This is a genomic window from Oceanisphaera sp., from assembly GCF_048268965.1.
In the GTDB taxonomy this organism is placed as follows: domain Bacteria; phylum Pseudomonadota; class Gammaproteobacteria; order Enterobacterales; family Aeromonadaceae; genus Oceanimonas.
The window spans coordinates 50,672-63,698 of the sequence record NZ_JBLWUK010000015.1; the positions used below are offsets into that span (position 1 = coordinate 50,672).

Here is a 13,027-nt window from a genome sequence, read left to right on the forward strand (position 1 = left end):
CCGGTGTGGTTTCTTCCTGTTCGTCCTTCACGCCTTGCCCCTCACCGCGCTTAAAGCTGACAGCCACTAGCGGTAGGTAGTAAGATGCAGATCACGAATTCTGATTATTTAGGGTCAATATGACATCGAGTCAATATACTGCTGATGCCATTGAGGTACTCAATGGCCTGGAGCCGGTGCGTCGTCGTCCCGGCATGTATACCGATACTACTCGCCCTAATCACCTCGGCCAGGAGGTCATCGACAACAGCGTTGATGAGGCACTCGCCGGCCACGCCAGCAAGATTGAAGTGATACTGCATGCCGACCAGTCACTGGAAGTGATCGACAACGGTCGCGGCATGCCGGTCGACATTCATCCGGAAGAAGGCATTTCGGGCGTTGAGCTGATTTTCTGCAAGCTGCATGCGGGGGGCAAGTTCTCCAATAAAAACTACCAGTACTCTGGCGGCCTGCATGGCGTCGGTATTTCGGTGGTCAGTGCCTTGAGTTCACGACTGGACGTCACTATCCGTCGCGGCGGCCAGGTCTACGAGATGGCCTTCGAGCACGGCAACAAGGTGAACGAGCTGACTGTCACCGGCACCTGTGGCCAGCGTAATACCGGTACCCGCGTCCATTTCTGGCCCGATGCCAGCTATTTCGATTCGGCCAAGTTTTCCGTTACCCGCCTCAAGCACCTGCTAAAAGCCAAGGCGGTACTGTGCCCGGGTCTCAGTATTCACTTCGTTGACAAGGTCAACGACGAAACCCAGGAGTGGTGCTATCAGGACGGCCTGCAGGATTACCTGCTGGAGTCGGTCAAGGATTATACCTGCCTGCCAGAGCAACCCTTTGTGGGCAACTTCAGCGCGGAACATTCGGCAGTGGAGTGGGCCCTGACCTGGCTGCCCGAGGGTGGCGAAGGACTGGGCGAGAGCTACGTCAACCTGATCCCGACCCCCCAGGGCGGCACCCACGTGAATGGTTTGCGCCAGGGGCTGCTGGATGCCATGCGGGAGTTTTGTGAATTCAGAAACCTGCTGCCCCGTGGCGTCAAGCTCACGCCGGACGATATCTGGGAGCGCTGTGCCTATATTCTGTCGGTAAAAATGCAAGACCCGCAGTTTGCCGGGCAAACCAAAGAGCGGCTGTCGTCGCGCCAATGTTCGGCCTTTGTCTCGGGTGTGGTTAAGGATGCATTCAGCCTGTGGCTCAACCAGCATACCGATCTGGCCGAGCAAATTGCCGAGCTCTGTATCAGCAGTGCCCAGCGCCGCTTGCGTCAGGCAAAAAAGGTGGTGCGCAAAAAGGTCACCCAGGGGCCGGCCCTGCCGGGCAAACTCACCGATTGTGCCTGCTCGGATCCCATGCGTGGCGAGCTGTTTCTGGTTGAAGGTGATTCCGCCGGCGGCAGTGCCAAACAGGCGCGGGATCGTGAGTTTCAGGCGATCATGCCGCTACGCGGCAAGATCCTGAACACCTGGGAAGTGGAGCCGGGCCAGGTACTGGCGTCGCAGGAAGTCCACGATATTTCGGTGGCCATCGGCCTGGATCCGGACTCGACCGACCTGAGCGATTTACGCTACGGCAAGATATGCATACTGGCGGATGCGGACTCGGATGGTCTGCATATTGCCACCCTGCTGTGCGCCCTGTTTGTCCGCCACTTCCGCTTCCTGGTCGAACAAGGCCATGTCTATGTGGCCATGCCGCCCTTGTATCGCATCGATTTGGGCAAAGAGGTGTATTACGCCCTGGATGAAGACGAGCGCGACGGCGTGCTGGAGCGGATTAAAGCCGAAAAGAAACGGGGCAAAGTACAGGTGACTCGCTTTAAGGGACTGGGTGAAATGAACCCCAAGCAGTTGCGTGAAACCACCCTGGATCCCAACACCCGTCGACTGGTGCAGCTGACGGTGGATGACATGGAGAGCACCACCAAACTGATGGATATGCTGCTGGCCAAAAAGCGCTCCGGCGATCGTCGTGAATGGCTGGAAGCCAAGGGTAACCTGGTCGATCCCCTGGCCTGAGGACAGAACTTAAATGAGTAATAACGATTTTACGATGGAAGGCGTAGAACGCCTGCCGTTGCATACCTTTACCGAGCAGGCTTACCTTAATTACTCCATGTACGTCATCATGGATCGCGCCTTGCCCCATATAGGTGATGGCCTGAAACCGGTACAGCGCCGCATTATTTATGCCATGAGCGAGCTGGGGCTGTCGGCCCTGTCCAAGCATAAAAAGTCGGCCCGTACCGTGGGGGACGTGCTGGGTAAATATCACCCCCATGGTGACTCCGCCTGTTACGAAGCCATGGTGTTGATGGCGCAGCCGTTTTCTTACCGTTATCCACTGGTGGACGGCCAGGGTAACTGGGGGGCGCCGGATGATCCCAAGTCGTTCGCCGCCATGCGTTATACCGAGGCCCGTCTGTCTCGCCATGCCGAGCTGCTGTTATCCGAGCTCGGTCAGGGCACGGTAGAGTGGATCCCCAACTTCGATGGCACCATGAAAGAGCCGCGCATGTTGCCGGCCCGCCTGCCGCATATTCTGCTCAATGGCGTCACCGGCATTGCCGTGGGCATGGCGACCGACATACCGCCCCATAACATTCGCGAACTGGCCGCCGCCTGCGTGCACTTATTGGCGAATCCCAAGGCGAGCGTGAGCGAGCTGATGGAGTTTGTGCACGGGCCGGATTACCCCACCCATGCCGAGATCATTACCCCCCGGGCGGATATTCAGAAAATATACGAAACCGGTCGTGGCAGCATCAAGATGCGCGCCGTCTACGAGATGGAACAAGGGGATATTATCATTACCTCCTTGCCGCACCAGGCCAGCAGCGGCAAGATCCTGGAGCAGATAGCGGCCCAGATGCAGGCGAAAAAGCTGCCCATGGTAGCGGATTTGCGTGATGAGGCGGATCATGAAAACCCCACGCGGCTGGTGATTATTCCGCGCTCGAACCGGGTCGATGTCGAACAGCTGATGCAGCACCTGTTTGCCAGCACCGATCTGGAGAAGAGCTACCGCGTAAACCTGAACATGCTGGGACTGAACAACAAGCCCCAGGTGAAAAGTCTGGATATGATTCTGGACGAATGGCTGACCTTTCGCCGGCAAACCGTGCGTAACCGCCTGCAGCACCGGCTGGATAAAGTGGAAGCGCGGCTGCACATTCTGGAAGGCTTGTTGGCCGCGTTTTTGAACATTGATGAAGTCATCGAGATCATTCGCCGCGAAGACGAACCCAAGCCGGTGTTAATGGCGCGTTTCGAGCTCACCGAGATACAGGCTGAAGCCATTCTGGAGCTGAAATTACGCCACTTGGCCAAGCTGGAAGAAGTGAAGATCCGCGGTGAGCAGGATGAGCTGGCTGCCGAGCGGGACAAGCTGACCTTACTGCTGAGCTCCGAGCGTCGCTTGAATACCCTGATCAAGAAAGAGATCCTGGCCGATGCCGAAAAGTACGGGGACGATCGTCGCTCGCCGCTTATTGAGCGAGCAGAAGCCAGGGCATTGAGCGAGAAAGAGCTGATCCCCAGTGAGGCGATCACGGTTGTGCTCTCGGAAAAAGGCTGGATCCGGTCGGCCAAGGGGCACGATATCGATGGTGCCAGCCTGAGCTATCGGGCCGGGGACGGCTTTCTGGATGCGGTTAATGGACGCAGTAACCAGATGGCGGTGTTCCTGTCCAGCATAGGCCGGGCCTATGGCCAGGATGCCCATGGCTTGCCCTCGGCCCGCAGCCAGGGCGAACCCCTGTCGGGGCGTTGTAACTTGAGCCCCGGCGAGCAGGCCAGTTTTGTGCTGATGGGCGACGACGAACGGCTGTTCCTGCTGGCGTCCGATGCGGGTTATGGCTTTGTGTGCCGCTTTGCTGACATGGTAAGCCGCAATAAAAACGGCAAGGCGTTGCTCACCGTGCCCGCCGGCGGTCAGGTGTTGAAGCCGGTGCTCATAGAGCAGCTGGCCAGCAGTCAGTGTTTGGCGGTGACCAATGAAGGCCGCATGTTGTTGTTTCCACTGCAGGACTTGCCGCTGTTGGGCAAGGGCAAGGGCAACAAGATCATCGGCATTCCTTCGGCCAAGGTGCAGGCCCGGGAAGACTTCATCAAGCAGCTGGTGGTGGTGCCGGAAGGTGCCAGCGTGACCCTGTATGCCGGCAAGCGTAAACTCACCCTCAAGCCTGCCGATCTGGCTCACTACCAGGGTGAAAGGGGCCGCCGCGGTGCCTTGTTGCCCCGAGGGTTGCAACGGGTAGACAGTCTGGAAGTCGAATAAAAACGTGAGGGGTGAGGGGGGAAGGCGTGAGGAAAAACAGACCCCTCACCCTTCATTCACCCCTCATGCCTTTTGCAATGTCTCGACTATCGGGCTGTTGGCGGCGGGAAAGTCGTACTGGCCTAGTTCGTCTACCGGTACCCAGCGGCTGGGTTGGCCTTCAAGCCCACTCGGTTCGCCGCTGAAGGCGGTCACTTTACGGATGGCCAGGGTGACGAGCTTGTCGCCGTAGTCGTGCTCTATCTGCATCAACGGCTGGCAGGCCTGCACTATGATGCCCACTTCTTCTGCCAGCTCCCGGGCCAGTGCCTGAGCCACAGTTTCGCCGGCTTCGACCTTGCCGCCGGGAAACTCCCACTTGTTTGCCTGGTGCTGACTGGCGCCACGGCGGCAGATAAAAATTTCGCCCTCGGTATTTTCAATCACCCCCACCGCTACCAGTACCGATTTCTTGACGGTATCAGTACTCATTTTCATTATCCTGATCCGGTAGCCAGGCCGGGTCACCGGGAATACGCTTTTCTTCGTCTGCCCACTCGCCCAAATCAATCAGTTGGCAACGCTTGCTGCAAAACGGACGAAACGGGCTTTGCTCGCTCCATTCCACAGGCGTCTTGCAGGTGGGGCAGGTAACGGTGAGAACTTTATTCATTTAATATTCGCCAATTCAAATTCAACATTACCGATTTCATGATTATCAACCGGCATAAAGCGGATGGTATAGCGGTACTTGTTACCACTGACTACCGGGTAAATGGCCTGATCGGCCGGCAGACGCAAGCGGATAATATGGGTGTGTGCCGCATCGTCCTGAAAAAAGCCGTTGTTGGCTACCTGAGACTGAAACTGGCCGGTTTCGCGCCACAGGGTAAGTTGTAGCTCCAGCCCTTGTTGTAACAGCTGTAGCTGGGCCAGCCAGCCATCAATGTCTTGCTGCTGGTTTTCCCGGGGCTGATGCAGCCAGTAATGCAACTGCGGCACATCAAAGGAGCACAGGCCACCGGGTATGGCAAAGCGGCTACGAATGGCCGTGAGCAGCTTGTCTTCACGCAGTTGCTGGCCAAAACGTGACGCTCTGGGGAGTTGCTGGCTTAACTCGGCCAGCTGTTGCTCCAGCTGGGCCAGTGCGGCGGCATCGATCCCCGGCACCTGGGCCCAGGCGGCCAGCTTTTCTTTTTGAATGGACAGATCTTTGGCCAGATCGGTGCGAATATCGCAGCGTTCCAGCAGCTCAATAATATCGAGCAGTGCTTTAAAGAGGGCAATGGTCTGGCCGCTGGCAGTCAGACTGCGGCATTGCTTGATTTGTTGCAGCAAGTCGTTGAGGCGCAGGTAATTGCGACATTTTTCATTAAGCGGGTATTCGTAAACCAGTGATGACATAAGGCTCCTGCCCACAGGTAAAGGCGATAATGGCGGCAATGTTACCCGTATCAGTCGGTAATAAACAAATCGAGCAAGCGGTTTAAAAAGCGTCGCCCCAGTGGCGTTACCTGCCAGTGAGTGTCGGTTTCGTCCAGCAGTTCTAGCCGCAAGGCCTCTGTCAGCGGGGTTTCCAGCAGGCTTGCAGACTGCCCGGTAAGCTGCGGGAATTCCTGTTTGGGAATCGCCTCGAACAGCCGCAACCGATTCATGAAATATTCCAGCGACAGATCCTGCGTGGCTATCGGCCAATACTGATCCAGGTAAGGACGGTTGGCTTCTAGATACCCCTTGGGGTGCTTGACCTTGACGGTGCGAACCAGCTTTCCTTCTAACGGTAGGGTGATTTTACCGTGGGCGCCACAGCCAATGCCTAAATAATCGCCAAAGCGCCAGTAGTTCAGATTATGCCGGGCCTCGAATCCGGGTTTGGCATAGGCCGACACTTCATACTGCAGGTAGCCGTTGGCCAACAGCAGGGCGTGACCCTGCTCATAAATATCGGCCAGCGTTTCGTCTTCTGGCAGGGCCGGCGGACGGGAGGCAAAGGGCGTATTGGGCTCTATGGTCAGCTGATACCAGGATAAGTGGGGCGGGGACAGGGCGATGGCCTGTTCCAGATCCGACAAGGCGTCGCTCAGGCTTTGCTCGGGCAGGCCATGCATCAGGTCGATATTGAAGCTGTTTAGCCCCACGGTCGCCGCTTCCTGTGCGGCGAAGCGTGCCTGCTCGGGATCATGAATACGGCCCAGGCGGGCCAGTTTTTCTGGCTGAAAGCTTTGAATGCCAATCGAGATGCGGTTGACCCCGGCTGCTTTAAAGCCGGCAAAACGACCGGCTTCTACCGTGCCCGGGTTGGCTTCCAGGGTGATTTCCATGGCGTCTGCAAACGGGATCAGTGCCTTGATGCCATCGAGCAACCGCTTGATGGCCTCCGGGCTCATCAGGCTGGGGGTGCCGCCACCAATAAAAATACTGTGTAACGGACGGCCCTGGGCCAGGTGAAGATCCTGGCGCAGATCCTCAAGCAGGGCACTAATATACGCCTGCTCGGGAATCGCTTCTTTCAGGGGGTGAGAGTTAAAGTCGCAATAGGGGCATTTTTGCACACACCAGGGAATGTGCACATAGAGGCTGAGCGGGGGAAGATGCAGCATCACGATTGCTCTTGCGGCAAGGCTTGCAGCTGGTCTTGTAACTGGCGCAGCGCCTTGCCTCTGTGGCTGAGGCGGTTTTTCTCGGCGGCGCTGAGCTCGGCGGCGGTTTTGCCGGCCTCGGATACCCAGAACACGGGATCGTAGCCAAAGCCCTGTTCGCCCCGGGCGGCCGTGGTAATCTCGCCGTGCCATGAACCGCTGCAAATCAGGGGCGTGGGGTCGTCGGCATGGCGCATATACACCAGCACACACCAAAAGGTAGCCTGACGCTGCCCGGCTGGCGTGTCTTGCAGCTGGGTCAGCAATAATTCCAGGTTTTGTTGATCGGTCGTCTGCTCGCCGGCAAAGCGTGCAGAGTACACGCCGGGACGGCCGTCCAGCGCGGCAACAGCCAGCCCTGAGTCATCGGCTATGGCAGGCAGGCCGGTAATGGCGGCGGCATGACGGGCCTTGATAATGGCGTTTTCCACGAAGGTGGTGCCGGTTTCATCGGCATCGGTCACGCCCAGTTTGCTCTGGGGAATGACGGTCATGTCCAGCTCGCCGAGTAGGCTTTGTAATTCGGCAACTTTTTTGGCGTTACCCGAGGCCAGTACTATCTGCTTGCTCACCTGATACTCCCGTTAGGCTGAGGCGTGTGAGTGTGCATAATAACACTGCTGCCCCCGGAAGTGAGTGCTCGGATGCGCGCAGGCTCAATCGGTATAAAAAGTATGGCGGAACGAGAACTCGCCACCCCGGTTCGGACCTTGAATATCGATGGTGAACAGCACATTGTCGACATTGCGATAGGGGTATTCGGCGATGTAATAGATGGCATCACCTTCGCGTATGGTTTGAAACTCCAGTTTGCGCACCGTGCCAATCAGCGTTTTGCCTTCTCCGGTCAGGTTCACCTGCAGAGACTTGCCGTTTTCATCGAGTACCGCAATATTCAGAATGCCGTTATAGCGGCTGCGCTCGATGCGATTGGTGCGAGCCACTTCGGGGGTCAGAAAAGTGGAGGGCAGGGCGCTGTAATGCACGGTCCAGTCGCCCACCTTGGTTTCGTCGGCCTGAGCCTGGACCGAGAGCAAGAGCCCCAGACCAAGCCATAAGGTAGTCAGCATGCCTTTAAACATCACTCTTCCTCTTTGTTTAAGCGTCTTAATATTCAGTTTAGGTCAACAGCTCAGCCAGTACCGGCGGAATTTCTGTTGGCGATGCGATCACGACTTTCTTGTGCCGGCTGCTGGCGCCGGCAACCAATTGCACCTGAGACTTGGCCACCCGGCACTGTTTGGCTAGCCATTTCAGCAGATGCGCATTGGCCTTGCCCTCGACAGGAGGCGCGGTAATGGCGATTTTGAGTTCGTCACCATGCAGACCAAGAAACTGGTCCCGGCTGGCCTTGGGCTGTAAATAGACGCGCAGGTAAAGCGCGTCATCCTTGAGTTGAACCGCCAGGCTTATATCCCCCACCAGAGGATGAAGATATCCCCCATCAGGGAGTTGAGCACCTGGAGTATGATAAAGAATACCAGCATGGACAGGTCGAGCCCGCCCAGAGAGGGAACCACGCGGCGTATGGGGGCCAGCAAGGGTTCGGTCAGCTGTACCATCAGATACTCAACCGGATTATTGCCCTGGCTTACCCAGCTCAGCAGCGCGCGTATAATCAGGATCCAGAACAGCATGGCGCCCGCTTTCTTGACGATGGTGAGCACGACCAGCAACAGCCAGTCGGACCAGATATCGGTTTCGAGGATTTTGAGTCCGTACAGCAGGCTGAGCTTGACCATCACCACCAGCACGGCCAGCAACAGGGCCGCGATGTCGATACCAAAATAGCCGGGAACAAAGCGGCGCAGGGGTTTCAATACCGGATTGGTCGCCTTGACCACAAACTGGCTGAAGGGATTGTAGAAGTCGGCCCTGGCCAGCTGCAGCCAGATACGCATCAGTACCACCATCAGGTACAGGTTGCACAGGGTATTAATGAGATAGTAAGCGGTATTCATTTATTGTCCTTAGAGCTGAGTTTCTAGTTCGCGCGCCCGTGTTGCGGCGGCGGCCATGGCGTGTGCGACCAGTTGTTCCAGGCCTTGCTCTTGAAAGTGGCGAATGGCTTCGGCTGTGGTGCCTCCCTTGGAGGTGACCTGTGCTCTCAGCTCGCTCAGGCTGACATCCGGATTGGCGGCCACCATATGGGCGGCGCCCAATGCGGTTTGCTCTACCAGTAACCGGGCTTCCTGTTCACTAAAGCCCGATTGCTGTGCCTGAGCCGCCATGGCTTCCATAAACAGAAAAAAATAGGCTGGTGCACTGCCGGCGGCGGCAATCACCTGGTTGATACCCTCTTCGTCGTTGACCCACAGGGTTTTGCCCACGGCCTGCATCATCTGCTGGCAATAATCGCGGTCGGCCTGTTCGATGTGAGCACGGGCATACAGGCCCGTCATGCCCAGGCCGAGCAACGAGGGAGTATTGGGCATGGTACGAATAATGCGTTGCTGGCCGGTGAGTTGCTCCAGCCGCGATACCGAGATGCCGGCAGCAATCGAGATCAGCAGCTTGCCATCCAGCCCGGCGTTGTGCTGCTGCAGGTCGGTCAGCATGCCGGCCATCATCTGCGGCTTGACGGCCAGCACCAGGGCCTGGGCCCAGGCGACCGCCTGGGTATTATCCTGGCTGGTGTGAATACCGAAGTCGGCAGCCAGTTGTTCCAGTTTTCCCGGTGAAGGGTTGGTTGCCATAATGGCATCGGCGGGATAACCCGATTTAATCAGCCCGGAGATCAGGCTGCGTGACATGTTTCCTGCGCCAATAAAGGCCAGTTTTCTATGTTCCATTACTGATTACTCACGAGTTGCGAGAGCCAAATATAGCCGTGCCAACCCTAACCAGGGTACTGCCACAGGCCACTGCGAGTTCTAGATCGTTACTCATTCCCATGGATAACGTATCCAGGTCGGGATATTTTTCTGCCATTCTATCAAACAGTTGTCGTAACTCTAGTAATTGTGTCGTGAGTTTGTCGCTATCGTCGGTCGCCTCGGGAATCGCCATCAATCCGCGCAGGCATATGCCTGGCAACGAGTCGATTTTAGCGGCCAGCGCTGCTACGTCTTCGGGCAACAGACCCGACTTATTGGCTTCTTTGCTGATGTTGACCTGCAAACAAATATTCAGCGGACGCATGTTGCCGGGTCGCTGGGCGCTGAGGCGCTCGGCAATCTTGAGTCGGTCGACACTTTGCACCCAATCGAAGGCTTCTGCCACCTGCCGGGTTTTGTTCGATTGCAGCGGGCCTATCAGGTGCCAGCAAATATCGGGGCAATCGGACTTTAACGCCTGTATTTTATCGATGGCTTCTTGTACATAGTTTTCCCCGAACTGGCGCTGGCCGGCCTGGTAGGCGCTTAACAGATCGGCGACCGGTTTAGTCTTGCTAACGGCCAGGAGTTGTATTTCATCGGGGTGGCGCTCACAGGCGGTGGCTGCGGCGGCAATTCTGTCGTGCACCAAGTGCAGCTGTTGTAGGATAGTATTCATATGAGCAATAAACCAAGAGCAACAGGAAGGGATAATGGATATTACGGAATTATTGGCCTTTAGTGTAAAACATAATGCCTCCGATCTGCATCTGTCTGCCGGGGTGCCGCCCCAGATCCGCGTTGATGGTGAAGTGCGAAAAATAAACGTGCCGGTATTGGAGCACCGAGAGGTGCACCGTTTGGTGTACGACATCATGAATGATTACCAGCGCAAAGAATATGAAGACAACCTGGAAATCGACTTTTCTTTCGAGCTGTCCGGCCTGGCGCGCTTTCGGGTCAATGCCTATCATCAGGCACGCGGTGCGGCAGCGGTGTTTCGTGTGATCCCGAGCGAGGTACTAAGCCTGGAGCAACTCGGCGGACCCGAAATATTTCGGCGCATTGCCGAGTATTCACGCGGCCTGGTGCTGGTGACGGGTCCGACCGGCTCGGGCAAGTCCACCACCCTGGCGGCCATGGTCGATCATATCAACGAGCATGAACACAAGCACATTCTGACCATAGAAGATCCCATTGAATTTGTGCATGACAATAAAAAGTGCCTGATCAACCAGCGTGAAGTGCACAGAGACACCCATTCATTCAGTAATGCGTTGCGTTCGGCCCTGCGCGAAGATCCCGATATTATTCTGGTCGGCGAGCTGCGGGATCTGGAAACGATCCGCCTGGCACTGACCGCCGCCGAAACCGGGCACCTGGTGTTTGCCACCCTGCATACCTCGTCGGCGGCCAAAACCATCGACCGGATTGTCGATGTCTTTCCCGGAGCCGAAAAAGCCATGGTAAGATCCATGCTGTCCGAATCTCTGCGTGCGGTTATCTCGCAAACCCTGCTGAAAAAACCGAATGGCGGGCGCATTGCCGCGCACGAGATCATGCTGGGCACGCCGGCTATTCGTAACCTGATCCGGGAAGACAAGGTGGCGCAGATGTATTCGGTGATCCAGACCGGCATGGCCCATGGCATGCAAACCATGGATCAGTGTTTGAAGCTGCTGGTAAGCAGCGGCATGGTCACAGCGGTAGAAGCACGTGCGAAGGCGACGGACCCGCAGAGCATTCAATAATGGGAGAAGATAAGCATGGAGTTAACGCCTTTATTGCAGGCAATGGTGGATCAGCAGGCCTCGGATCTCTATGTCTCGGTCGGGGTGCCGCCCATGGTGAAAAGCCATGGCAAACTGGTGCCCCTGGGCGAGACCCGGCTGACGGCAGCAGATACGCTGGCCCTGGTGGAATCTTGCATGACCGCCGACTGGCACGCGCATTTTCACCGTCATAAAGAAGCCAACTTCGCCATTAGCGACGAGCAGTGCGGGCGTTTTCGGGTGAGTGCCTTCTGGCAACAGGAAAAGGCCGGCATGGTGATCCGCCGCATCGAAAGCAGGATCCCGACCTTCGAAGAGCTGTATCTGCCCGACAGCCTGCGTGACATCGCCATGACCAAGCGCGGTCTGGTGTTGTTTGTAGGGGGGACGGGAACCGGTAAGTCGACCACCCAGGCGGCCATGATTGGCCATCGCAACCGCCATGCGGACGATCATATTCTGACCATAGAAGATCCGGTGGAATTTGTGCATCAGCACGATCGCTCCATTATTACCCAGCGCGAAGTGGGTATAGATACCGAATCTTTTGAAGCCGCACTGAAAAGCTCTCTGCGTCAGGCGCCCAACGTGATCCTGATTGGGGAAATTCGCAGCGAAGAAACCATGGGCTATGCCCTGGCGTTTGCCGAAACCGGGCACCTGTGCATGGCTACCCTGCACGCCAACAACGCCAACCAGGCGCTGGACCGTATTATGCACCTGGTGCCGGAAAGCAAGCATCGGCAGCTGCAGTTTGATTTGTCGTTCAACCTCAAGGCGATAGTGGCCCAGCAGCTGATTCCAACCCGAGATGGCGGCAAGCGGCGGGCCGCCTTTGAAGTGCTGTTGAACACGCCCCTCATGGCCGACTTGATCCGCAAAGGCGAAATGCATCGTTTGAAGGAGCTGATGGGCAAGTCCCGAGAGCAGGGCATGCAGACCTTCGATCAGGCCTTGTTTGATCTCTATACCCAACAGCACATCGGCTATAGCGAAGCCCTGGCCTATGCCGACTCTCCCAACGATTTACGCTTGATGATCAAGCTGCAAGCAGGCAACCGGGGGCTGGATGCCGGCTTGCTCGATAACGCGACCATAGAAGATTGAGTGTGCTTTCAGCAGCGCCCAGCGCCTGGCACCAAGCGCCCAGAAAAAGATACACACAGTTCCTGTAGGCCGGCGCTTTAGCGGCCGGTTCTGCGTTATACCAATCTAAGTAAAAATATGATCTATTTTAAAGCTGAGTACCAGAGGAAACAGAGTCAACTCCCACGACACGCCATAAACCCATCCTTGGGGGCTCGGGAAATGACATCCCTGTCATTTCACGGTCGTGGGAGCCGAACTCTGTTGCCTCTCCACAAGCACCGAGTTGTCTGTAGATAGCACCTACAGGCAACTCCGCAGCTTGGGGCGGATGAAGGGATCTACTCCACCGACCATCACATGACAAGGAGGTCATGTGTTTGAGCGCCACAGGGAAGTGCTTGCAGCGTGTCGGTGGAGTAGACCCTTCGTTCGGCCTTTCCAGAGCAGCTAAATAGAC

At 56.7% G+C, this 13,027-nt stretch carries 14 protein-coding genes; 4 read left to right on the forward strand and 10 right to left on the reverse strand.

Annotation, left to right across the window (positions count from 1 at the left end; genetic code table 11):
- The first annotated feature begins 119 nt into the window (after positions 1 to 119).
- Together parE and parC are read left to right on the forward strand one after the other, a co-directional pair.
- On the forward strand, positions 120 to 2,015 hold the full coding sequence (gene parE / locus ACN0VL_RS08735; RefSeq protein ID WP_417616480.1) for a DNA topoisomerase IV subunit B: 1,896 nt from the start codon (positions 120 to 122) through the stop codon (positions 2,013 to 2,015).
- Between the two features lie 13 nt (positions 2,016 to 2,028).
- Positions 2,029 to 4,275, forward strand: coding sequence for a DNA topoisomerase IV subunit A (gene parC, locus ACN0VL_RS08740; RefSeq protein WP_417616482.1), 2,247 nt, complete (start codon positions 2,029 to 2,031; stop codon positions 4,273 to 4,275).
- Between the two features lie 63 nt (positions 4,276 to 4,338).
- Here parC and mutT read toward each other — a convergent pair whose 3' ends face one another.
- The 10 genes from mutT to ACN0VL_RS08790 form a co-directional block, all read right to left on the reverse strand.
- Positions 4,339 to 4,746, reverse strand: a complete 408-nt coding sequence (gene mutT, locus ACN0VL_RS08745) for an 8-oxo-dGTP diphosphatase MutT (RefSeq protein ID WP_417616484.1) — start codon at positions 4,744 to 4,746, stop codon at positions 4,339 to 4,341.
- Positions 4,736 to 4,927, reverse strand: coding sequence for a DNA gyrase inhibitor YacG (yacG, locus tag ACN0VL_RS08750; RefSeq protein ID WP_417616486.1), 192 nt, complete (start codon positions 4,925 to 4,927; stop codon positions 4,736 to 4,738). The genes mutT and yacG overlap by 11 nt, the downstream gene beginning before the upstream one ends.
- Positions 4,924 to 5,658, reverse strand: a complete 735-nt coding sequence (zapD, locus tag ACN0VL_RS08755) for a cell division protein ZapD (protein WP_417616488.1) — start codon at positions 5,656 to 5,658, stop codon at positions 4,924 to 4,926. Before zapD ends, yacG begins: the two co-directional genes overlap by 4 nt.
- Positions 5,659 to 5,708: 50 nt before the next feature.
- Positions 5,709 to 6,854 carry a radical SAM family heme chaperone HemW gene (gene hemW, locus ACN0VL_RS08760; protein WP_417616490.1) on the reverse strand — a complete coding sequence of 382 codons (1,146 nt, stop codon included), beginning with the start codon at positions 6,852 to 6,854 and terminating at the stop codon, positions 5,709 to 5,711.
- Positions 6,854 to 7,465 (reverse strand): RdgB/HAM1 family non-canonical purine NTP pyrophosphatase, encoded by a 612-nt coding sequence (gene rdgB, locus ACN0VL_RS08765; RefSeq protein ID WP_417616492.1) that lies wholly within the window; start codon positions 7,463 to 7,465, stop codon positions 6,854 to 6,856. The genes hemW and rdgB overlap by 1 nt, the downstream gene beginning before the upstream one ends.
- A gap of 84 nt (positions 7,466 to 7,549) precedes the next feature.
- Positions 7,550 to 7,975, reverse strand: a complete 426-nt coding sequence (locus tag ACN0VL_RS08770; RefSeq protein WP_417616494.1) for a DUF4426 domain-containing protein — start codon at positions 7,973 to 7,975, stop codon at positions 7,550 to 7,552.
- 37 nt (positions 7,976 to 8,012) lie between these two features.
- The gene (gene yggU / locus ACN0VL_RS08775) at positions 8,013 to 8,306 is read right to left on the reverse strand and encodes a DUF167 family protein YggU (protein ID WP_417616531.1); all 294 of its coding nucleotides are present in this window, start codon (positions 8,304 to 8,306) and stop codon (positions 8,013 to 8,015) included.
- Positions 8,303 to 8,854, reverse strand: coding sequence for a YggT family protein (locus tag ACN0VL_RS08780; protein ID WP_417616495.1), 552 nt, complete (start codon positions 8,852 to 8,854; stop codon positions 8,303 to 8,305). The genes yggU and ACN0VL_RS08780 overlap by 4 nt, the downstream gene beginning before the upstream one ends.
- Before the next feature lie 9 nt (positions 8,855 to 8,863).
- A complete protein-coding gene (proC, locus tag ACN0VL_RS08785; RefSeq protein ID WP_417616497.1) occupies positions 8,864 to 9,685 on the reverse strand; it encodes a pyrroline-5-carboxylate reductase in 822 nt (273 codons plus the stop codon).
- Positions 9,686 to 9,695: 10 nt separating this feature from the next.
- On the reverse strand, positions 9,696 to 10,388 hold the full coding sequence (locus tag ACN0VL_RS08790; RefSeq protein WP_417616499.1) for a YggS family pyridoxal phosphate-dependent enzyme: 693 nt from the start codon (positions 10,386 to 10,388) through the stop codon (positions 9,696 to 9,698).
- A 34-nt stretch (positions 10,389 to 10,422) separates the two neighbouring features.
- On the opposite strand from ACN0VL_RS08790, the gene ACN0VL_RS08795 reads away from it, so the two are divergent.
- Together ACN0VL_RS08795 and ACN0VL_RS08800 are read left to right on the forward strand one after the other, a co-directional pair.
- A complete protein-coding gene (locus ACN0VL_RS08795) occupies positions 10,423 to 11,460 on the forward strand; it encodes a type IV pilus twitching motility protein PilT (RefSeq protein WP_417616501.1) in 1,038 nt (345 codons plus the stop codon).
- A gap of 15 nt (positions 11,461 to 11,475) precedes the next feature.
- Positions 11,476 to 12,588, forward strand: coding sequence for a PilT/PilU family type 4a pilus ATPase (locus ACN0VL_RS08800; RefSeq protein WP_417616502.1), 1,113 nt, complete (start codon positions 11,476 to 11,478; stop codon positions 12,586 to 12,588).
- Positions 12,589 to 13,027 lie beyond the last annotated feature (439 nt).

Bases quoted from the DNA above. Each gene is read 5' to 3' on its own strand.
- parE (WP_417616480.1), top strand. From the start codon at position 120: ATGACATCGAGTCAATATACTGCTGATGCCATTGAGGTACTCAATGGC.
- parC (WP_417616482.1), top strand. From the start codon at position 2,029: ATGAGTAATAACGATTTTACGATGGAAGGCGTAGAACGCCTGCCGTTG.
- mutT (WP_417616484.1), bottom strand. From the start codon at position 4,746: ATGAGTACTGATACCGTCAAGAAATCGGTACTGGTAGCGGTGGGGGTG.
- yacG (WP_417616486.1), bottom strand. From the start codon at position 4,927: ATGAATAAAGTTCTCACCGTTACCTGCCCCACCTGCAAGACGCCTGTG.
- zapD (WP_417616488.1), bottom strand. From the start codon at position 5,658: ATGTCATCACTGGTTTACGAATACCCGCTTAATGAAAAATGTCGCAAT.
- hemW (WP_417616490.1), bottom strand. From the start codon at position 6,854: ATGCTGCATCTTCCCCCGCTCAGCCTCTATGTGCACATTCCCTGGTGT.
- ACN0VL_RS08770 (WP_417616494.1), bottom strand. From the start codon at position 7,975: ATGTTTAAAGGCATGCTGACTACCTTATGGCTTGGTCTGGGGCTCTTG.
- ACN0VL_RS08780 (WP_417616495.1), bottom strand. From the start codon at position 8,854: ATGAATACCGCTTACTATCTCATTAATACCCTGTGCAACCTGTACCTG.
- proC (WP_417616497.1), bottom strand. From the start codon at position 9,685: ATGGAACATAGAAAACTGGCCTTTATTGGCGCAGGAAACATGTCACGC.
- ACN0VL_RS08790 (WP_417616499.1), bottom strand. From the start codon at position 10,388: ATGAATACTATCCTACAACAGCTGCACTTGGTGCACGACAGAATTGCC.
- ACN0VL_RS08795 (WP_417616501.1), top strand. From the start codon at position 10,423: ATGGATATTACGGAATTATTGGCCTTTAGTGTAAAACATAATGCCTCC.
- ACN0VL_RS08800 (WP_417616502.1), top strand. From the start codon at position 11,476: ATGGAGTTAACGCCTTTATTGCAGGCAATGGTGGATCAGCAGGCCTCG.